Raw genomic sequence first — 18586 nt, forward strand, 5'->3', positions numbered from 1 at the left:
AGTAGCCGGGCAGATGCCGAGCCTCCTGGCGCAGCACCTCCGCGGTGAAGGGGCACAGCTGGGTGGGCAGATCGTGTTTGTCCAGCCCCTCGAACGGGCCTGCCACCACGTTGCGCACCAGCACGCCGGGCGCCGCCTCCTGCACGGGCGGAAGGTTCGACGCGGTGGCCCGGGTGAAAATCTCCACTTCGGTGCCGCGCCGGGCCAGCTCGACGGCCGTTTGCAGGACATAGACGTTCATGCCGCCCGCGTCGCCGGTCCCCGGCTGAGCGAGTGGTGAGGTGTGCACCGATAACACGGCGATACGGTTCGGCCGTAGGTCCAGGCGCTGACTCACACTATCCATAGTGCACGTTGCGTTCCCCGGCCCAGACACGCTATCCGCGGCAAGTGAGAGCTATCACACGGCAGACATGACACCGATCACAGCATGTCGATGAACGCGCGAACCTCGGCGACGAACCGCGACCTGTCCTCGATGAACAGGCCGTGCTGGGCGTCTTCCCAGAACGACGCGCGCGCGTTCGGAACGGTGTCGGCGATCCAGCGCCCGTTCTCGATCGGGACGACCCGATCGGCGGTCCCGTGCAGGACGAGCACCGGAATGTCAAGCGCGCGCAGCGTCCCGGAGTTGTCGACGGTGCGGTAGAACAGCGCCTTGCGCACCGCGGGCGGGGTGGCGAGACTGGCGCCGAACAGTCGCTGCGCGTCGGGTCCCTTGTCCGCGCCCGGTCCGGTGTTGGCGTTTCCGAACGCACCGAAAGCGCGCACGGCCCGCCCCGCGCTCTCATCGAAGACGCCCGGAATCGCCTCTTGCATCATGCTGCCGGTCGCCGCGCCGGGCACGCCAGGGCCGATGTTCGCCATCGATCCGGTGTAGACGACACCCGCGACGGCGCCCGTGCCGTAGACGGTCAGGTAGTCCGACAGCACGATTCCGCCGTAGGACCAGCCCAGCAGCACCGCGCCGGAGTCGATGCCCTCGGCGGCGAGCACCGCCGCGACGTCGGCCGCCCAGTTCTTCGGATCGTCGTAGCCCGTCGCGGGCGCGTCGGAGTAGCCGTGGCCGCGCAGGTCGAGGGCGATCACCCGGAAACGCGCGGCGAGGTCGTCGGCGGCGCCACCCCAGCAACGCAGGTTCGCCGACCAGCCGTGCAGCAGCACCAGCGGACGAGCCTGCGCCGGACCGCTCACCCGGTAGACGATGTTCGTTCCGTCCGCGCTCACCACGTCCCGAATAGCCATGCCACTCAGGCTAACGGTGATCCCGGTAACCGCACCGGGCCCGGCAAACCTCGCGCACCTAGGATCTACCGGCATGAGCACTCGCACCGCCGTCGTCACCGGAGCCAGCTCGGGGATCGGAGAGGCCACTGCCCGGGAGCTGGCGAAGCAGGGCTTCCACGTCTACGTCGGCGCCCGCAGGCTGGATCGACTGCGCCGCCTCGCCGGCGAGATCGGCGGCACCGCGGTGGAACTCGACGTCACCTCCGAGGAGTCCGTGCGCTCGTTCACCGAGGCGGTCGAGCGGGTCGACGTGCTGATCAACAATGCGGGCGGCGCCAAGGGCCTCGCCCCGGTCATCGAGGCCGACCTGGACGACTGGCGCTGGATGTGGGAGACGAACGTGCTCGGCACACTGCGCGTCACCAAAGCTCTGCTGCCCAAGCTGATCGCCTCCGGCGACGGGTTGATCGTCACCGTCACGTCGGTGGCCGCGCTCACCGCCTACGACAACGGTTCCGGCTACACCTCGGCCAAGCACGCGCAGGCCGTCCTGCATCGCACCCTGCGCGGTGAGCTGCTCGGTCAGCCGGTGCGGCTGACCGAGATCGCCCCCGGCGCAGTGGAAACCGAGTTCTCGCTGGTTCGCTTCGGCGGCGACGCGGACCGGGCGGCGAAGGTGTACGAGGGCATCGATCCGCTGGTCGCCCAGGACATCGCGGAGGTCATCGGCTTCGTCGCGTCGCGGCCCGCGCACGTCAACCTGGACCAGATCGTCATCAAGCCGAGGGACCAAGCGGACGCGGGCCGGTTCGCGCGCCGCACCTGACCGTTTCATAGCAGAAGCGAATTACTTTACTCCCACTGCCTGGGTCGTCCGCGAATCGTTGAGGCTTCGCGGTTCGAACCGAGCCATTAGCATCCGATCGACCACAGGGAACATCGAATGGGAGTGATTCGGCTCATGCTCAAGGGCTTCAAAGAGTTCGTGATGCGCGGGAACGTCATCGACCTCGCGGTCGCCGTCGTGATGGGCACCGCGTTCACCGCGGTGGTGACGGCGGTGACCAAAGGCGTCGTCAATCCGCTGCTCGCGGTCTTCGGCAGCACCCACGAACTGGGCCTCGGTGTGCAGCTGATCTCCTCCAAACCCGCCACCTTCATCGCCGTCGGCCCGATCATCACGGCCGTCGTCGATTTCGTGATGGTCGCCGCGGTGCTGTACTTCGCGCTGATGCTGCCGATGAAGACGATCAAGAACCGCTTCGGCACTCCCAAGGCCGCCGAGCCCACCGAAATCGAGCTGCTGACCGAGATCCGCGACCTGCTCGCCGAGCGGCACGAGGCGGTCCGGGCCCAGCGCGCCGCCGACCGCGAAGTCGAAGAGCGCGCGGCCGAAGAACAGGACGCGAAGGCCCGCTAGTACCGCTCAGCGCGCGCCGGCGGGTTGCGGCGGCAGTGGCGTGGCGGAGACCACGGCCGACGGCGCGCCCTGCAACGCGGACATGGTCTTCCAGGTGTTCCAGTCGATGGTCCAGTCGTAGAGATCGCCGTCGGCGGCCGAGAGCGGGATCGAGGTGCCGGTCACCTCGACCGGATCGCCGTAGAGCGCCGTCGGGAAATATGCCTGCGCGTCGCCGGGCGACAGGTTGATGCACCCGTTGGTGACGTTCGCCGAGCCTTGCGCCGACAGTGATTCCGGGTTGGCGTGGATGAATTCGCCGTTGTTGGATATGCGTACCGCCCAGCGTTCGCGGACATTGGTGTAGTACGGCGGATTCGACATCATGAAGTCCTCGTACTTCTCGGTCACCACGTGGATGCCGGACCGGGTGACGTTGCGCGGCTCGTTGCCTTCGCCGTAGCTGACCGCGAAGTCGAACACCGTCCGTCCGTCGCGGACCACCTGCATGCGGTGGCTCGGTGCGTTCGCCTTGACGATCTGGCTGCGGCCGATGCGGAAATCGGTGGTCAGATCGGCATCGCCGTAGTTGCCGCCGCCCAGGTCGAGTCCGTAGAGCCGGGCCGAGACGTGCACGCTCGTGCCCGGCGTCCAGTAGTTCTTCGGACGCCAGTGCAGCCGCGAGCCGTTGTCGTCCGGGAACCAGGCCCACGCGCCTTCGGTCGGCGGATCGGTGGTGACGGTGAGCGCCTTCTCCACCGCCGCCTTGTTCGCGACGGCGGACTTGAACCGCAGGATGATCGGCGCCGCGATGCCGACCTCCTGGTTGTCGCCGATGTTCAGGGTCGCGGGGACGGTGCTCTCGGGCGCGAGCGTGCGAAACGAGCCGTCGATCGGGATCGGCTTGCCATCGGTGCCGACCGCGGTGCCCGACCAGGTGTAGGTGGCGCCGTAGCCGAGCGGCTCGGTGATGGTGTACCCGCGCTTGTCCGGCGCGAGTTCGCCTCGAACCTGCTTGCCCGCGGCGTTGGTCAGCGCGACCTGATCGATCACACCGTCGCTGATCGTGACGGAGACCGCAGCGGTGGGGTTCACGTTCGTGTCGTCGGCGGCGGGCGTCAACGTCGCCTTGGCGATCGGACCGGCATCGGAGTTCGACCGGGCCGCGTCGCGGTCTGTCGCGCAGCCGGCCGCCAGGGCGACGACCACCAGCAGGACAGCCGACACCACGGCAACCGATCTGCGGATCATCGGGCGGTGGCTCACTTGGTCGAATCTACGCGCGGCGCGCGGTCCGAGCCGTCGTCGCAGCGTGTGGTGAAGACCTCAGCGCGTCAAAGGGTGACCCCGACGGTGACCGGTTCCGGCTCCAGCGTGATCCCGAAGCGCTCGGCCACGCCGTCGCGCACCGTCCTGGCCAGCGCCACCAAGTCGGCCGCCGTGGCGGCGCCTCGATTGGTCAGCGCCAGCGTGTGTTTCGTCGACAGCCGGGCGGGCGCCTCGGCGCCGGGAAAGCCTTTGGCGAAACCCGCCCGCTCGATGAGCCAGCCCGCGGAGAACTTCACCCCGTCCGGCGCCGGATAGGTCGGCACCGTGGCGGAGCCCACGTGAGCGGCGATCGCGGCGCGCACCTGCGCCACCCGCTCCGGGGCGACCACGGGGTTGGTGAAGAACGAGCCCGCGCTCCAGGTGTCGTGGTCGGCGGGATCGAGCACCATGCCCTTGCCCGCGCGCAACCGCAGCACCGCGTCCCTGACCTGCGCGGCGGGCCGGGACTCGCCGTCCGCCGCGCCGACCGCCGAGGCCAGTTCGCCGTACCGCAGCGGCACGCTGGAACCGTCGGCGCGCAGCGCGAACTCGACCGCGAGCACGACCGCGTCGGCACGGTGCTTGAGCACGCTGGTGCGGTACCCGAACCCGAGTTCGACGGGCTCGACCCACCGGGTCTCCCCGGTGGCCCGGTCCAGCAGGCGCACCCGGCGCAGCAGGTTCGCCACCTCGGCCCCGTAGGCACCCACGTTCTGCACCGGCGTCGCGCCCGCGGAGCCGGGAATGCCGGACAGGCACTCCAATCCGCCGAGACCGGCGGCTACCGTCGCACGCACCACGGCGTCCCAGTTCGCGCCCGCCTCGGCGAGCACGCCGCCGTCGCGGATCTCGACGCCGGTGGTGGCGACCCGGACCACCACGCCGTCGAAGCCGTCGTCGCCGATGAGCAGATTGGAGCCACCCGCGAGCAGCAGCACCGGGATGCCCGCAGCGTCCAGCGCGCGCACCGAGGCGACCAGGGCCTCGGTGGTCGCGCATTCGGCCACCAGCGCAGGCCCGCCGACCCGCAGTGTGGTCAGCTCCGCCAGCCGCACGTCGGCGCGCAGCCGCGCACCGGTGTCGGCGAGGATGTCCGACGGCACCACTCGTGAAGTTCGCACGCCACACGGTAGCGTGCGCGCGAACGGCGACACGCTGCTGTATTCATCTCGTCGGCAGATCAGGGCACCGACGCCCACAACGCACGTCATCCAGCCCGCGAGCAGGTCGGATGCCACCACTCGTGGAGCAGGAGCGCCGCACGGTAGCGTGTGCACTCATGGCTACACCGCTGGCGTACACGGCCCGTTACTCTCATCCGCCCGCCGCGGTGCGCGCGGCGTTCGCGAACGACCAGTACTGGAAGGACCGTATCGCGCAGGTCGGCGGACCCAACGCCCGGCTCGGATCCGTCACGGTCAGCGGTGACCAGGTGCGTGTCGAGATGGTCCAGGCCATCGCCGCCGAGCAGCTGCCCCCCGCGATCACCGCGGTGCGCCCCGGCGATCTGATCATCCCGCGCGTCGAGGACTGGAGCGGGGATCGCGCCACCTTCGAAGCCCGCGTCGAGGGCGCGCCCGCCGAGGTGCGCGGGACCATCACGCTGACCGCCGACGGCTCCGGCTCCGTCGCCACCACCGACGGCACCATCGAGGTGAAGATCCCGCTGTTCGGCGGCAAGATCGAGAAGGCGATCGCCGAGCACCTCACCGAGCTGCTGAAGAACGAGGCGGAATTCACCGGCGACTGGCTCGCGGCGCACTGATCCGGACCGCGCGGACCCGCACTGTGCCACGTCACACCGTGCGGTCCGCGCGTTCGTGTCCCGTCCGCACTCCACCCGCCCGTCGAGGTCCGCGCCGTCGGACCCAGTAACGTGTGCGCCCATGGCACGCCGATTGGACTACTCCGCCCGCTATCCGCTGCACACCACAAAAGAGCTGTACGCGGCGCTGTCGAACCGCGACTACTGGGACGCGCGGATGGAAGAGATGCGGAAGTACTCCCCCGGCAACGAGGTGGTCCGGCTGGAAGCGGGCGACGGCGGCCTCGACGTCGAACTGAACCACATCCTGCCCCGCGACATGCTGCCGGAGATTGCCCAGACGGTCATGCGCAAGGACATGGTGATCACCCGCAAGGAGACCTACAGCCCGTTCGCCGCGGAGGAGATCACCGGCAAGTACTCGGCTTCCATTCCCGCGGGGCCGGGCAGCCTCGGCGGCACCATCCGCCTGTTCCCCACCGAGACCGGCTGCACCATGCGCTTCTCCTCGGAGGCGAAGGTGTTCATCCCCATGGTCGGACCGCGCCTGGAGCAGCTGATGCTGGTGAACCTGGTCGACCTGTTCCGCGGCGAGGCCGAGTTCACGGTCAAGTGGTTGGAAGAACAGCGCCCCACTCGCTGACCGGACCGGTCGGCAACATCACCCGTGGCACCACCGCCGTCAACCGTCTCCGCCGCAGCGACCGCTGGCTGATCAACGACGAACTCGTCGCCGAGCGACTGGGCGGCGCGCCCGATCCGCTCGTGGTCGACCTCGGGTACGGCGCGAGCCCGTGGACGACGTTCGAGCTGGCCGCGCGGCTGCGCACGGTGCGAGCGGACGTGCGGGTGGTCGGACTCGAGATCGACCCGCAGCGCGTGGTGCCGGGTCGCGACGGCGTCGCCTTCGCACGCGGCGGCTTCGAGCTGGCCGGGCTGCGGCCGGTGCTGGTACGGGCCTTCAACGTGCTGCGGCAGTATCCCGAATCGGCGGTCCCGCAGGCGTGGGCGACCGTCCTGGCGGGGCTGGCGCCGGGTGGGCTGCTGGTCGAGGGCACCTGTGACGAATTGGGCAGACGCTGCGCGTGGGTGCTGCTCGACCGGAACGGGCCGCGCTCGCTCACGCTGGCCTGGGACCCGTTCGCCGTCGAGCGTCCCTCCGATCTCGCCGAACGCCTGCCGAAGGCGCTGATCCACCGCAACGTTCCCGGTGAGCCGATCCACGCGCTGCTCGCCGCCGCGGATCGCGCCTGGGCCCACGCGGCGCCGATGGCGCCTTTCGGCCCGCGGATCCGCTGGCGGGCTGCGGCGCAGGCGCTGCGCGCGGAAGGTCTCCCGATCCGCCACTATCGTCGCCGCCTGCGCGACAACGTGCTCTCGGTGCCATGGCAGGCCGTCGCACCGCTCGGGACCCGCTGACCAGAAGTCATGTCCGCGAGTTTCGTCACGCTACGGCAAGCGCCCGGTACACGCGTCCGGCGGCACGCGGCGACAAGCGCGCCCCCGCCTCGGTGATCTCCGCGCCCGCGCACCGGTCGATGGCGACCGCGTCGGCGACCACCTCGTCCAACGCGGCCTGCCCGATGTCGCCCTCGGCCAAGTCGAGCACTGTGCGCACCGGTGTCGTCACCAGGAAGGCGCCCGCCGACTCCACCTCCGCACCGGCCAGCACACGACGCACCACCACCAGCCGGGGTGTCACCGGCGGCCGTCCGGCGCGCACGGAGAGGTGCAGGAACCTCGGGCGCAGGCTGCCGAGCCCGTGCAGCTCCGCCGCGCTGTGGTGGGAGACGACCGAAGCGCCGTCGAACCAGGCCGCCCACATCGCGTATTCGTCGAGCGGCCCCTCCGGCCACCCGGCCAACCGCAGCATGCCGACCCCGGCCCTGGTCACCGAACCGTCGCCGAGGCCCGCCCGCACGCGTGCCCCGCAACCCGTGCGCAGCACCTGCCGAGTAGTGAAGAAACCGGCGTGCCGACCGGCCCAGCGGCGCAGAACACGCCATCCTTGTTCCGCGGATCCGATCGCGCGGCTTGCCGCATCGCCAGCCATGGGCATCAGGCTACGCTCGGATTTTGTGCTTCATGTCACATTCGAACCCCTCACTGCCTCCACAGAGACGGCACAGAAAGGTCGGGAAGAATTTTCGCCATGAGTACGAACGCACCATCCACCTCGACGATCAACCGGCGGGCCCTGCTGATCGCCCTGACCGTGGTGGCGGTTCTGCTCGCCACGGTCCTGGTCGGCGGCGAGGCCTACGCCAGGCACAGGGTGTCGAGCTGCATCAGTTCGCAGTTCGAGAAAGAGATGGGGTCGAAGATCGACGTGAGCTTCGGTCCCAAGCCGATGCTGATCACCTGGGTCGATGGCAAGGTGCCCTCGGTGCGAGTGGACAGCGCCGACACCAAGTTCGGCCCCGCTGTGGGCATGGTGGTGCACTCCGTCTTCCGCGACGTCGACGTGCACGACCCGAACGGCGCCGTGATCGACAGCTCCTCCGCCGACGTCACATGGAGCAACGAAGGCATCAAAGAGACCCTCGGCGGGATGGTCAGCGGTGTGACCTCCTCGGCGAGCACGGGCATGCTCACCCTCTCGGTGCTCGGCGGTCTCGCCGAACTCCAGCTGAAGCCGCAGCTGGTGAACGGCGCGGTGCAGGTGGAGACGATGTCGGCCGAACTGCTCGGCATCGGCCTGCCCGCCGATCTGGTGCAGAGCATCGTCGACATCTTCACCGAGAGCCTGCAGAGCTACCCGCTCGGCCTGACGGCGACCGAGGTGAAGGTCACCGACTCGGGCGTCGAGGTGCGGCTGGCAGGTGGGCGGACCCAGCTCGAGCCGGCGGGCGACAGCTCCGACGCGCGCTGCTGAACGTGCGGCATCGCAACGTCTTCGAGCGTTGCGCGGGTGCTCCGAGGCGAACCTCCTGCCCGTCAACGGATTCCGGCGGCCGGTCAGGATGGGAAGCCGTCGAGCACCTCGCGCGATTTCGACAGGCCCAGCCGGGTCGCGCCCGCGGCGATCAGCTCCGCCGCCGCTTCGGCGGTCCGGATGCCACCGCTGGCCTTGACCCCGAGCCGCCCATCGACCGTCTCGGCCATCAGCCGCACCGCGTGCGCGCTCGCTCCGCCCGCGGGATGATATCCCGTGCTGGTCTTCACGAAATCGGCTCCGGCGCGTTCGGCGACCCGGCATGCCTGCACGATGGCGTCGTCCGGCAGCGCGGCGGACTCGATGATCACTTTCAACAGCGCCCGGTCGCCGATCGCTTCGCGCACCGTGACGATGTCGGCCAGCACCGCCGTGAAATCGCCCGCCCGCGCCGCCCCGACATCGATGACCATGTCCACCTCGGCGGCGCCCTGGTCCACCGCGAGCCGCGCCTCGGCGCCCTTGACCAGCGAATGATGCTTGCCCGAGGGGAATCCGGCGACCGTCGCGACCACGAGCCCGGGCGCGCGCACCGGCAACATGGACGGCGACACACAGACCGCGAGCACACCCATCGCCCGCGCGTCCTCGATCAACGCGTCGACGTCGGCGGCGGACGCCTCCGGGGCGAGCAAGGTGTGATCGATCATGGCGGCCACTTCGGCCCTGGTCAGCGACGTGGAACTTGCCATGGGGTGAGAGTCTGGCACACCGGACGCGAATTCCGTTGCGCGCCCGGCGGCACTTCCCGCACACTCGTAGCTGATGGCGCATCGGAGAACGTGTCGCCACGGTCGAGCGACTGACCACCGTGTGCGGATGGGCCCACTTCGTTCGGGAGGAGACGACCGTGCTGATCCGTCGCGAACGCGCCGACGACGCCGCTGCGATCGCGGCGGTACATCGCAGTGCATTCACACCGCACTATGCCCGCGCCGAGCACCCCGACGGCGTCGGCGCGCCCGGCGAGCACGACAGCGCGGATCCGCCGGAGGTGGGCCTCGTCGCGCGATTACGCAGTGACGAGGGCTGGATCCCGACGCTCTCGCTGGTGGCGATCGAGCACGACAGTGTGGTCGGCCATCTTTGCCTGACCCGGGCCGCGGTCGGCCCGTTCCCCGTGCTCGCGCTCGGCCCGATCGGCGTCCGCGCCGGCCATCAGGGCACCGGAGTGGGCGCGGCTCTCATGCACGCGGCCCTCGGCGCCGCCGACGCGCTCGACGAACCGCTGATCGGCCTGCTCGGCAGCCTGGAGTTCTACCCGCGCTTCGGTTTCGTCCCCGCCGCCCGCCTCGGCATCACCCCGGACGATCCCGCCTGGATCAGCCACTTCCAGGTCCGCACCCTGTCCGCCTACGACTCTCGGATCGTCGGCGAATTCCGTTACGCGGAACCGTTCTACGAACTCTGACCAGGCGCCCACACGGATCGTCAACCAGCCCGCGGCTGTTCGGACCGTCGGCTGGGCGCAGCCGACTCAGTCCTCCCGCAGCGCTGTGAGCACTAGGCCCACGGGTCGATGACGGACACTCCGGCCGCTCGGAAGGGCGCGGTATCGCGAGTGGCCACGGCCATCTTCGCGGCGCCCGCTATCGCGGCGATATAGCCATCGGCGGTCCCGATCGCGACCCCAGCAGCGCGGGCCGCGGCCATGAGTTCGGCGTATGCGGCCGATGCTGTCAGGTCGAAGGGGAGGACTCGTCCCGCGAACAGCGGCAGCACCCGGGTCTCGAGCCTCTCGCACAGTACAAGTCGCCGCCTGCCCTCGGGCATCGCGGCGATACCGAACCGCAGTTCGGCCACAGTGATGGCCGACAAGTACAGGGTGTGCAGGGGCTGCGCATCGATCCAGGCGACTACACGGGGATTCGGAGCCTTGCGCAGCGGTTCGGAAAGGACGTTGGTGTCCAGAACGATCACTCGAACTCCAGCGGGGCAGCCGGGCGGCGGTCACGGGCGGTCAGAGCGTCGAACTCATCATTGGTGAGTTCGACCTCGCGACCGATTTCGGCGAGCAATGTCCCGAGTTCGACCTGCGCGGCAGGGGTCACGGCGTCGATGAGGATCGCCCGGACCTCGGCCTCGGTGCTGCGTCCATGCTGCGCCGCACGGATTCGTAGCGCCTCGCGTACCTCGTCAGGCAGATCCCGGACGGTAAGCCTGGCCATATCCATCACCTGCCCTGTGCTGACAGCAATAGCGCCATTGCCTTCATCGCTTTCAAGCATACGACGGCAAGTAAGCTCGGACCACTCTTTACCCCTCTCGCCCGGTTCGGCGCAGGTGGGGCGAATGCCGTGCGGCATACCTGGGAGGATGAACTCATGAGTTCCGCTCCACCCGCTCCGGACGACCGTCGTTACGTGCTGACTCTCGGCTGCCCGGACCGTCCCGGCATCATCGCCGGGATCACGTCGTTCATCGCCGAGTTCGGCGGCTCGATCGTGGAGGCGGGGTATCACTCGGACCCGGATACCGGCTGGTTCTTCACTCGCCAGGCGATCAAGGCGGGCACGGTGCCGTTCGAGCTCGCGGAACTGCGCGACCGGTTCGCCGGGGTGGCGGCCGGCCTCGGTCCGGAGACCGAATGGCAGCTGCTGGACTCCGGCGCGCGCCGCCGCGCGGTCCTGCTGGTCAGCAAGGACGGGCACTGCCTGCACGACTTGCTCGGACGCGCCGCCAGCGGTGAGCTGCCCGCCACCATCGAGGCGGTGATCGGCAACCACCCGGATCTGGCGGCGATGACGGAGGCGCACGGGGTGAAGTTCCATCACGTGCCGTTTCCCAAGGACCCGGCCGAGCGCGGGCCCGCCTTCGCCGAGGTCCGCGCCCTGGTGGACGCGCACAACCCCGACGCGGTGGTGCTGGCGCGGTTCATGCAGGTGCTGCCCGCGCAACTGTGCGAGCACTGGGCGGGGAAGGCGATCAACATCCACCACAGCTTTCTGCCCTCGTTCGTCGGCGCTCGCCCGTATCACCAGGCGTTCGCCCGCGGCGTGAAACTGATCGGGGCCACCTGCCACTACGTGACCGCGGAACTTGACGCGGGCCCGATCATCGAGCAGGACGTCATCCGCATCGATCACGCGGACGAAGTGCGCGACATGGTCCGCCAGGGCCGCGACATCGAGCGGGTGGTCTTGGCGCGCGGGCTGCGCTGGCACCTGGAAGGCCGCGTGCTGGTGCACGGCCGCAGAACGGTCGTCTTCTCCTGACCCGCGGGCGTACGCGCCCCGGCGGGTCAGCCCGCCAGGTCGGCGCGGGCGCGCTTGCCCACCACGGCGAGCAGGCGTCGGAGTTCCTCGTTGAACCGTTCGTAGGCCTCGACATTGCCGAGATGGCCGGTCGGCAGCACTTGGTAGCGCACCAGACTGCCGGTCTGCCGGAGCATGTCGACGATTCGCTCGGCGTGCACCGGCGGGGTCATGTCGTCGTATTGGCCGGAGATCACCGTCGTGGGGACCACCAGCTCGCGCGCCGATTCCCCCACGTCCATCGTGGCGAGCAGGAAGCCGAACTTGGAACGCACCCGAGCCGGGCACGATCGCACGATGGCCATGCTGAAGTCCAGCAACTCGCCCTTGGCCGCGGTGCTGAGGATCTGGCGCGCGAACATCCAGCGCACCGGGGCGATGGGCGGGAAGACCATCGGTGCGCCCAGCCCCAGCCTGCCGAACAGGAACGGCAGCGGCACCTTCAACTGCAGCAGCCGCCAGGGCCGGTTCAGCAGCGGCACCACCGTGGTCTCCAGGATCAGCCGGTCGGCCGCGGTATTGGTGAGCAGCACCCCGAGCGCCTGCCGCGCGACCCGCTCGGGATAGCGTCCGGCCCAGGCCTGCAAGGTCATGCCGCCCAGACTGTGACCGACCAGCACGGCCCGCTGTCCGGGCGCGAGCGCGGCGTCGAGTACCGCGGCCAAGTCGTCGGCCAGCAGGTCGATGGTCAACTCGCTCGACCCGTATTCGCTCTCCCCGTGGCCGCGCTGATCGTAGGCGATCACCCGGTAGTCGCCGGCGAACGCGTTGATCTGCGGGTTCCAATACTCCAGGCAGCAGGTCCAGCCGTGCACGAGCACGATGACCGGGCGATCGGACGGCCCGTAGGCGTGTACGCGCAGCATGGCTCCGTCCCCGGCGCGGACCGGGATCACCTCGCGGGGCGCGGTCGGGGGATTGAACGCCGCGGTCCGGTAGGTGCGGGAACGCAGGTCGGCGCTGTGCGCGTCGCGCAAGCTCCGGATCAGACCCGGGAAGCTCGTCAACGCGGTCGGCAGGGCACGCATCGGACACTCCTTTGTGTTACTGCTAGATACAGTAACCCCGATTCGCGCCGCTTGCTAGTGCAAGCACCCTTACCAGTCGACGGAACGCGCCCTCACCAGCGCGGACCCCGCTGCACCTCGTCCACCTTCGGCCGGACGTCGGCCAGGTAGATGCCCGTCGCGATGATGGCCGCGAAGGAGAGCAGGCCCAGACCGGCGGGAAAGAGGACCAGCACGAGCACAGCCGCTCCGAGAATCCCCAGCCAGATCGGCTTGGTCAGCTTGTCCACCGCGGTGAACGCGTCCGGACGCTGACGCACGGCGTGGATCAGCGCGAAAATAGTCGCACCGAGCGCCGCCAGCCACAGCACCAGCAGGATCATCCCGGTCAATCCGTGCACCATGTTCACCCCACCCATCATAGAAGCAACGCCCCCGTACACCAGGGGTGCACGAGGGCGTCGGACGGCGTCAGCCGCGGGCGGTTCAGGCCTTCTTGGGAGCGGCCTTCTTCGCCGGAGCCTTCTTGGCGGCGGTGGGCCCGGCCTTCTTGGCCGGAGCCTTCTTCGGCGCGCCGTTCGCGGCGGGAGCCGGGGCGGGCTCGGTGGTCACCTCGACGACCTCGGCCTCGACGACCGGCGCGGGGACGACCTCCGCCGCGGTGTCGATCTCGACCTCGGCCTCGATCTTGGCCGGGCGGCCCAGCAGCCCGTTGACGCGCCCCAGCACGTCCTCGGCGCGGCTGACCGCGTCGCCGTAGATGGTCTCGACCTTGCCGATCCGATCCTCGACGAGGTGGTTGGCGCGCAGCCGCTCGATGGTCTCCTCACCGCGCACGGCGAGGTCGGCGTAGATGTCGAGCGCCTGACGGTAGTACTTCTCGGCCAGCGTGCGCAGCTCCTCGGCGGTGAACTTCTCGCGCAGCTCGGCGAGGTCGTCGGGAAGCTCCGACGGCAGCCCGGACAGCCGCTCGCGCAGCGACTCGAACTGGGCCTGGACGTCGGCGGGCACGTTGGCGAAGCGCTCGCGCGCCTCCTCCACCCTGGTCTGCACCTCGGTCGCGACGGCGCGCTCGCGCACCTGCGCGACCACGTCGTTGACGGCGGCGTAGAGGGCGTCACCCGCGCCGACGGTGGCGAGCAAGGGCTTGGTGACGGTGGCGTTCTTCTCGGTCATTGTGTTTCGTTCTCCTGGCGTGGCGGAGTTTCGGTTGTCGTGCGCGGAACGTCGCTGTCCCATACGTCCCCCCCTGCCTCGTTTCCTCCGTTTTCCCGGCGAAACGATTCATAGATGTCCAGCAGCACCTGCTTCTGCCGCTCACTGATCGACGTGTCGGCAAGCAGGGCGTCCCGGACCGGACTGTGCGGCCGCTGCTCGAGATAGCCAGCCCGTACGTACAAGACCTCCGAGGAGACCCGCAGCGCTTTCGCGATCTGCGTGAGCACTTCGGCGGACGGATTGCGCAGTCCGCGCTCGATCTGACTGAGGTACGGATTGCTCACCCCCGCCAGCTGGGCGAGCTGACGCAACGAGACTTGCGCGGCTTCCCGCTGCGCCCTGATGAAGCCTCCGATGTCGTGCGCCGCGTTGACGACGCGGCCCCCTCGTTCGCCGACGCCGGACGAGTGCTCGTCCGATCTGTCGGTGTACTCGGCGGAAACCTCGGGCTGGTCTGCCATCACTCACCTTCTGGCGGTTGTACGGTTTCGATTCTAGGGCAGGGTGCTAACTCTTGCAAGCAGTCTGCTAGCAGTGTTTCGGCAAACGTTCCGCGTGCCGGGGATCAGCCGCCGAACATCAGATGGGAAATCGTGTAGATCGCCAGTCCGGCAAGTGAACCGACGACGGTTCCGTTGATTCGGATGAATTGCAGATCGCGACCCACTTGCAATTCGATCTTCTTGCTCGCTTCCTCGGCATCCCACCGGGCAACCGTGTCGGTGACCAGGGTGCTGATCTCACCTGCGTAGTTTTCCACCAAGTAGCGAGCGCCGCGGTCGATCCAGCCGTCGACGTTGGCGCGCATGTCCGCGTCGTCCCGCAACCGCTCGCCGAGCTGCTGGACGTTCTCGGCGACCTTGCGCCGCAGCGTGCTGTTCGGGTCGTCGGCGGATTCCAGGATCAGCCGCTTCGCCGCGCGCCAGGTGGCCGAGGCCAATCCGGTGATCTCCTCACGGCCCATGATCTGCGCTTTGACGCGCTCGGCCTTTTTGATCATGGCGTCGTCGAATTGCAGGTCCTCGGCGAATTCCTCCAGGAACCGATTCGCGGCGAGCCGGACCTCGTGCTCCGGATCGGAGCGGACTTTCCAGGTGAACTCGACCAGTTCCCGGTAGATCCGTTCGGACAGCAGGATGTTGACGAATTTCGGCGCCCACTGCGGCGCGTCCCGCAGCACGATCCGATCGATCGTCTCCTGCGAGCCCAGCGCCCACTGGTGCGCGCGCTCGGCCAGCAGATCCAGCAGCGCCAGCTGCCGGTTGTCGGCGAGCAGTTCCGCGAGCACCCGCCCGATCGGCGGGCCCCACAGCGGCTCGGCGATCCGCTTGACGATGGTGTTGTCGATGACCTGTTCGACGTCCTCGTCGCGCAGCACACCGACGACGGCCCGCAGGATCGTCGAACTCTCCTGCGCCACCCGCGCGGCATGGCCGGGATCGGCCATCCACCGACCGACCCGCCAGGACACCTGCGCGGAATTCACCTTGGCCGACACCACCTCCGGCGCGAGGAAGTTCGTGCCGACAAAGGTGCCGAGACTGGCGCCGAGCTGGTCTTTCTTGCGGCGGATGATCGCCGTGTGCGGAATCGGCAGGCCGAGTGGATGGCGGAACAGGGCGGTCACCGCGAACCAGTCCGCCAGCGCGCCGACCATGCCCGCCTCGGAGGCGGCGCGCAGGTAGCCGACCCAGTCGCCGCCCGCGCCCCGGGACTCGGTCCAGCGACAGAACAGGTAGATCGCGGTGGCGAGGCCGAGCAGTCCGGTGGCGAACGCCTTCATCCGCCAGAGGTCGCGACGCTTGGCCGCCTCGTCGAGCACAGCGGCGAAGCCGAAGGGCGCGGCGGCAGGCGCGGCGGGGGCGTCGATCACCGCGGTGTTGCCGGGAGCTTTCTCCATACCTCCCATTCTGCTGTGCTCGCCGAAGGCGCGAGCGGACGAGTAGATACCCACCACACACCCGACGCGCCCGGCGCTGTGGTTCCTGCCGCATCCGGGCCCAAACGCGCATATCACGGGTATCGGGGACCTAAGCTGGTAGCCACCGGAGAAAAACACACGAACGAGGGAGCCCACGCTGTCCACCGAAGACCTTGTCGATATCGGCGAGCGACCGTCGGCGGTGCGCGGCGGCCGGATGGACGGCCGCAAGCGCCGGTGGCGGCAACACAAGATCGACCGGCGCGAAGAACTCGTGGACGGCACCCTGGCGGCGGTGCGCGCCCGGGGCAGCAACGCGGGCATGGACGAGATAGCCGCGGAGATCGGCGTGTCCAAGACGGTGCTCTACCGCTACTTCTCCGACAAGAACGACCTGGTTCACGCGACGATGCAGCGGTTCATCGAGACCACGCTGATGCCGCGGGTGTACGGCGCGATCAGCCTGGACGCGGACGAGTACCAGCTGGTCCGCTCGGCGCTGGCCGAGTACGTCGGCACGGTGGACGAGGACCCGGAGGTCTACCGGTTCATCATGGGCAACGGCTCGGCGGACCAGTCCTCGCTGGCGGAGTTCGAGAAACTCTTCGCCGAGGTGGTGTGCGCGGTGATCACCGAACGCGCCAAGGAGCGGGGCGTCGAGACCGAGGGCGCGGCGCTCGCGTCGTACGTGCTGGTCGGCGGCATCCAGCTGGCGACGCACTGGTGGACCACGAACAAGTCGATGTCGCGCGAGACCGTGATCGACTACCTCACCATGCTCGCCTGGAGCGCCATCGAGGGCATGGCCCGCGCGGGCGGCTCCCCCGCGGCGTTCAACGCGCAGAAGCACGTGCTGCCCGACCCCGAGGCGCCCGCGCAAGCCTGATCCGGGCCACCAGCGCGGGTGCTAGCCGGACTGCTTGCTGAAGTTCCCGCGCGCTCTCGACTTTGCCGGAACGTTGGTTAGTCTGAACCCGAGCGGTGCGCCGAGTGCGCTGCGTCACCGCCCGGCGCCGAACGCGACGGCGGTCCGCGCGGGACCTCACGGTCCCGCAGGCCCCCGCCCGCGCGTCCGTCGCACCGACCGCGGCACCAACGGAGGTACCTCGATGGCGAAGCAAGTACCGACTTCTCGGCTTGCTCGTGGCACCAAGCTGGGCGCGGTTGCGGCCAGTTCGGTGCTTCGCACCCAGCGCACGCGATTGACCATGCGGGGCAGATCCGAGGCCGTCCGGGCGAAGATGGCCGAGGAATCCATGATTCGCACCACCGAGCAGGTGGTCATGGTGCTCGGCACCATGAAGGGCGTCGCCATGAAGCTCGGCCAGATGATGTCGGTGCTGGATCTGGATCTGGTGCCCGAGGACCACCGGGAACGTTTCCAGAAACGGCTGGCCGTGCTGCGCAACGCGGCGCCCACGGTCTCCTTCGCGGCCATGCGCGAGGTGATCGAGGAGGATTTCGGCAAGCCGCTGGAGGCGATCTTCGCCGAATTCGACGCCGAGCCGGTCGCCGCCGCCTCGATCGGCCAGGTCTATCGGGCGCGCCTGCACGACGGCCGCCAGGTCGCGGTGAAGGTGCAGTACCCCGGCATCGACGTCGCCGTGCGCGCGGACCTGAAGAATCTCGCCATGTTCCGGCGGGTGCTGCAGTCCGCGATGCCGTGGGTGACGCCGGCTGTGCTGGACGAACTGCGGTTGAACATGGAGGCCGAACTCGACTACCGGGCCGAGGCGGCCACCCAATTGCAGATCGCCGCGATCTACGCCGACCACCCGTTCGTCATCGTGCCGCGCTCGCTGCCGGAGTTGTCCACCACGCGGGTGCTGGTCACCGAGTACGTGGAGGGCAAGGGCTTCGAGGAGATCCGGCAGCTGCCCCAAGCGCAGCGCGACCGGATCGGCGAGATCATCTACCGGTTCTATGTGGGATCGCTGTTCACCTTCAACGAATTCTGCGGCGACCCGCATCCCGGCAACGTACTGCTGGCGGCGGACGGCCGGGTGGGCTTCCTGGACTTCGGGTTGTTCAACCGGATGGACCCCGAGCACGTGCAGTTCGAACTGGTCTGCCTGCGCGCCGCCGCGGAAGAACGCGCGGAGGACCTGCGCGAGCTGATGATCCAGCGCGGCGTCATCGATTCGCCGCAGGAGATCGGCGCCGAAGAGTGCCTGGAGTACGTGCTGGCCGCCTCGGAATGGTGCCTGACCGACGAGGAACTGACCATCACCCCCGAGCTGGCCAGCGGCGCGTTCCTGCTCGCGGTGGACCCGAGGGCCAGCGAGTTCACCGGCATGAAGCAGCAGAATCTGCCGCCCGAGCACCTGTTCTCCCGCCGCGCCGACTTCCTGACCTTCGGCATGCTCGGCCAGCTCGGATGCACCGCGAATTGGCATCGCATCGCCCGGGAATGGCTCTACGACGAACCACCGGTCACCGAGCTGGGCCGCGCCCATCACGCCTGGCTCGCCGACCGCCCGCGCGCCGCGCCGCAGCGGCCGCGCAAGAAGACCACGAAGTAGCCGCCGACCGGCGACACGACCGCAGAACGG

At 69.1% G+C, this 18586-nt stretch carries 23 protein-coding genes; 10 read left to right on the forward strand and 13 right to left on the reverse strand.

From position 1 onward, the window contains the following. A partial coding sequence (locus tag ON27_RS25995) for a glycosyltransferase (protein ID WP_157227344.1) occupies positions 1-346 on the reverse strand: 346 nt, incomplete at its 3' end. A 77-nt stretch (positions 347-423) separates the two neighbouring features. Continuing rightward, the gene (locus tag ON27_RS26000; RefSeq protein WP_043733356.1) at positions 424-1245 is read right to left on the reverse strand and encodes an alpha/beta fold hydrolase; all 822 of its coding nucleotides are present in this window, start codon (positions 1243-1245) and stop codon (positions 424-426) included. 73 nt (positions 1246-1318) lie between these two features. Between ON27_RS26000 and ON27_RS26005 the strand changes: the two genes are divergently transcribed. Beyond that, on the forward strand, positions 1319-2053 hold the full coding sequence (locus ON27_RS26005; RefSeq protein WP_043733359.1) for an SDR family NAD(P)-dependent oxidoreductase: 735 nt from the start codon (positions 1319-1321) through the stop codon (positions 2051-2053). 135 nt (positions 2054-2188) lie between these two features. Further along, positions 2189-2647, forward strand: coding sequence for a large conductance mechanosensitive channel protein MscL (gene mscL, locus ON27_RS26010; protein ID WP_051047011.1), 459 nt, complete (start codon positions 2189-2191; stop codon positions 2645-2647). A 6-nt stretch (positions 2648-2653) separates the two neighbouring features. Here mscL and ON27_RS26015 read toward each other — a convergent pair whose 3' ends face one another. Further along, positions 2654-3877, reverse strand: a complete 1224-nt coding sequence (locus tag ON27_RS26015; protein ID WP_043733362.1) for a L,D-transpeptidase — start codon at positions 3875-3877, stop codon at positions 2654-2656. Positions 3878-3960: 83 nt separating this feature from the next. Next, positions 3961-5055 carry a UDP-N-acetylmuramate dehydrogenase gene (locus ON27_RS26020; RefSeq protein ID WP_245560133.1) on the reverse strand — a complete coding sequence of 365 codons (1095 nt, stop codon included), beginning with the start codon at positions 5053-5055 and terminating at the stop codon, positions 3961-3963. A 158-nt stretch (positions 5056-5213) separates the two neighbouring features. Between ON27_RS26020 and ON27_RS26025 the strand changes: the two genes are divergently transcribed. From ON27_RS26025 to ON27_RS26035, 3 genes are all read left to right on the forward strand, one after another. Then, on the forward strand, positions 5214-5699 hold the full coding sequence (locus ON27_RS26025; RefSeq protein WP_043733366.1) for a DUF2505 domain-containing protein: 486 nt from the start codon (positions 5214-5216) through the stop codon (positions 5697-5699). Between the two features lie 121 nt (positions 5700-5820). Next, a complete protein-coding gene (locus ON27_RS26030) occupies positions 5821-6342 on the forward strand; it encodes a DUF2505 domain-containing protein (protein WP_043733368.1) in 522 nt (173 codons plus the stop codon). Further along, positions 6312-7118: a hypothetical protein gene (locus tag ON27_RS26035; RefSeq protein ID WP_043733370.1), complete on the forward strand. Its 807-nt coding sequence runs from the start codon at positions 6312-6314 to the stop codon at positions 7116-7118. The genes ON27_RS26030 and ON27_RS26035 overlap by 31 nt, the downstream gene beginning before the upstream one ends. A gap of 25 nt (positions 7119-7143) precedes the next feature. On the opposite strand, the gene ON27_RS26040 is transcribed toward ON27_RS26035, so the two are convergent. After that, complete coding sequence (locus ON27_RS26040) at positions 7144-7752, reverse strand: hypothetical protein (protein WP_043733500.1); 609 nt, start codon at positions 7750-7752, stop codon at positions 7144-7146. 99 nt (positions 7753-7851) lie between these two features. Here ON27_RS26040 and ON27_RS26045 point away from each other — a divergent pair, with 99 nt between their 5' ends. Continuing rightward, positions 7852-8574: an LmeA family phospholipid-binding protein gene (locus ON27_RS26045; RefSeq protein ID WP_051047005.1), complete on the forward strand. Its 723-nt coding sequence runs from the start codon at positions 7852-7854 to the stop codon at positions 8572-8574. An 83-nt stretch (positions 8575-8657) separates the two neighbouring features. On the opposite strand, the gene deoC is transcribed toward ON27_RS26045, so the two are convergent. After that, entirely contained in the window at positions 8658-9326 is a 669-nt protein-coding gene (deoC, locus tag ON27_RS26050; protein WP_043733372.1) for a deoxyribose-phosphate aldolase, read from the reverse strand. Between the two features lie 158 nt (positions 9327-9484). Here deoC and ON27_RS26055 point away from each other — a divergent pair, with 158 nt between their 5' ends. Next, positions 9485-10045: a GNAT family N-acetyltransferase gene (locus ON27_RS26055; protein ID WP_043733506.1), complete on the forward strand. Its 561-nt coding sequence runs from the start codon at positions 9485-9487 to the stop codon at positions 10043-10045. Positions 10046-10137: 92 nt separating this feature from the next. Here the strand turns inward: ON27_RS26055 and ON27_RS26060 are convergent, their stop codons facing one another. Together ON27_RS26060 and ON27_RS26065 are read right to left on the reverse strand one after the other, a co-directional pair. Further along, positions 10138-10554, reverse strand: coding sequence for a type II toxin-antitoxin system VapC family toxin (locus tag ON27_RS26060; RefSeq protein WP_043733374.1), 417 nt, complete (start codon positions 10552-10554; stop codon positions 10138-10140). Further along, on the reverse strand, positions 10551-10940 hold the full coding sequence (locus tag ON27_RS26065) for a FitA-like ribbon-helix-helix domain-containing protein (RefSeq protein ID WP_245560145.1): 390 nt from the start codon (positions 10938-10940) through the stop codon (positions 10551-10553). The genes ON27_RS26060 and ON27_RS26065 overlap by 4 nt, the downstream gene beginning before the upstream one ends. A gap of 18 nt (positions 10941-10958) precedes the next feature. Here ON27_RS26065 and purU point away from each other — a divergent pair, with 18 nt between their 5' ends. Continuing rightward, positions 10959-11849 (forward strand): formyltetrahydrofolate deformylase, encoded by an 891-nt coding sequence (gene purU, locus ON27_RS26070; RefSeq protein WP_043733511.1) that lies wholly within the window; start codon positions 10959-10961, stop codon positions 11847-11849. Positions 11850-11875: 26 nt separating this feature from the next. Here purU and ON27_RS26075 read toward each other — a convergent pair whose 3' ends face one another. The 5 genes from ON27_RS26075 to ON27_RS26095 form a co-directional block, all read right to left on the reverse strand. Next, a complete protein-coding gene (locus ON27_RS26075) occupies positions 11876-12916 on the reverse strand; it encodes an alpha/beta fold hydrolase (protein ID WP_043733378.1) in 1041 nt (346 codons plus the stop codon). Positions 12917-13008: 92 nt separating this feature from the next. Continuing rightward, entirely contained in the window at positions 13009-13299 is a 291-nt protein-coding gene (locus ON27_RS26080) for a DUF2516 family protein (RefSeq protein WP_280474403.1), read from the reverse strand. An 82-nt stretch (positions 13300-13381) separates the two neighbouring features. Then, positions 13382-14071: a hypothetical protein gene (locus tag ON27_RS26085; RefSeq protein ID WP_043733381.1), complete on the reverse strand. Its 690-nt coding sequence runs from the start codon at positions 14069-14071 to the stop codon at positions 13382-13384. Continuing rightward, positions 14068-14574 (reverse strand): helix-turn-helix domain-containing protein, encoded by a 507-nt coding sequence (locus tag ON27_RS26090; RefSeq protein WP_043733384.1) that lies wholly within the window; start codon positions 14572-14574, stop codon positions 14068-14070. The genes ON27_RS26085 and ON27_RS26090 overlap by 4 nt, the downstream gene beginning before the upstream one ends. Before the next feature lie 104 nt (positions 14575-14678). Further along, the gene (locus tag ON27_RS26095) at positions 14679-16013 is read right to left on the reverse strand and encodes a DUF445 domain-containing protein (protein WP_174377881.1); all 1335 of its coding nucleotides are present in this window, start codon (positions 16011-16013) and stop codon (positions 14679-14681) included. Between the two features lie 223 nt (positions 16014-16236). On the opposite strand from ON27_RS26095, the gene ON27_RS26100 reads away from it, so the two are divergent. Next, complete coding sequence (locus ON27_RS26100; protein ID WP_043733386.1) at positions 16237-16920, forward strand: TetR/AcrR family transcriptional regulator; 684 nt, start codon at positions 16237-16239, stop codon at positions 16918-16920. A gap of 223 nt (positions 16921-17143) precedes the next feature. Further along, complete coding sequence (locus ON27_RS26105; protein WP_043733389.1) at positions 17144-18556, forward strand: ABC1 kinase family protein; 1413 nt, start codon at positions 17144-17146, stop codon at positions 18554-18556. Positions 18557-18586 lie beyond the last annotated feature (30 nt).

The organism is Nocardia asiatica NBRC 100129 (genome assembly GCF_000308415.1).
In the GTDB taxonomy this organism is placed as follows: domain Bacteria; phylum Actinomycetota; class Actinomycetes; order Mycobacteriales; family Mycobacteriaceae; genus Nocardia; species Nocardia asiatica.

What these genes read in the sequence shown, in the direction of transcription:
- ON27_RS26040 (WP_043733500.1), bottom strand. Translation starts at nt 7,752, where the DNA reads ATGGCTGGCGATGCGGCAAGCCGCGCGATCGGATCCGCGGAACAAGGA.
- ON27_RS26015 (WP_043733362.1), bottom strand. Translation starts at nt 3,877, where the DNA reads ATGATCCGCAGATCGGTTGCCGTGGTGTCGGCTGTCCTGCTGGTGGTC.
- ON27_RS26005 (WP_043733359.1), top strand. Translation starts at nt 1,319, where the DNA reads ATGAGCACTCGCACCGCCGTCGTCACCGGAGCCAGCTCGGGGATCGGA.
- ON27_RS26075 (WP_043733378.1), bottom strand. Translation starts at nt 12,916, where the DNA reads ATGCGTGCCCTGCCGACCGCGTTGACGAGCTTCCCGGGTCTGATCCGG.
- purU (WP_043733511.1), top strand. Translation starts at nt 10,959, where the DNA reads ATGAGTTCCGCTCCACCCGCTCCGGACGACCGTCGTTACGTGCTGACT.
- ON27_RS26065 (WP_245560145.1), bottom strand. Translation starts at nt 10,940, where the DNA reads ATGCCGCACGGCATTCGCCCCACCTGCGCCGAACCGGGCGAGAGGGGT.
- ON27_RS26000 (WP_043733356.1), bottom strand. Translation starts at nt 1,245, where the DNA reads ATGGCTATTCGGGACGTGGTGAGCGCGGACGGAACGAACATCGTCTAC.
- ON27_RS26030 (WP_043733368.1), top strand. Translation starts at nt 5,821, where the DNA reads ATGGCACGCCGATTGGACTACTCCGCCCGCTATCCGCTGCACACCACA.
- ON27_RS26045 (WP_051047005.1), top strand. Translation starts at nt 7,852, where the DNA reads ATGAGTACGAACGCACCATCCACCTCGACGATCAACCGGCGGGCCCTG.
- ON27_RS26080 (WP_280474403.1), bottom strand. Translation starts at nt 13,299, where the DNA reads ATGGTGCACGGATTGACCGGGATGATCCTGCTGGTGCTGTGGCTGGCG.
- ON27_RS26025 (WP_043733366.1), top strand. Translation starts at nt 5,214, where the DNA reads ATGGCTACACCGCTGGCGTACACGGCCCGTTACTCTCATCCGCCCGCC.
- ON27_RS26105 (WP_043733389.1), top strand. Translation starts at nt 17,144, where the DNA reads ATGGCGAAGCAAGTACCGACTTCTCGGCTTGCTCGTGGCACCAAGCTG.
- ON27_RS26085 (WP_043733381.1), bottom strand. Translation starts at nt 14,071, where the DNA reads ATGACCGAGAAGAACGCCACCGTCACCAAGCCCTTGCTCGCCACCGTC.
- ON27_RS26090 (WP_043733384.1), bottom strand. Translation starts at nt 14,574, where the DNA reads ATGGCAGACCAGCCCGAGGTTTCCGCCGAGTACACCGACAGATCGGAC.
- ON27_RS26095 (WP_174377881.1), bottom strand. Translation starts at nt 16,013, where the DNA reads ATGGAGAAAGCTCCCGGCAACACCGCGGTGATCGACGCCCCCGCCGCG.
- mscL (WP_051047011.1), top strand. Translation starts at nt 2,189, where the DNA reads ATGCTCAAGGGCTTCAAAGAGTTCGTGATGCGCGGGAACGTCATCGAC.
- deoC (WP_043733372.1), bottom strand. Translation starts at nt 9,326, where the DNA reads ATGGCAAGTTCCACGTCGCTGACCAGGGCCGAAGTGGCCGCCATGATC.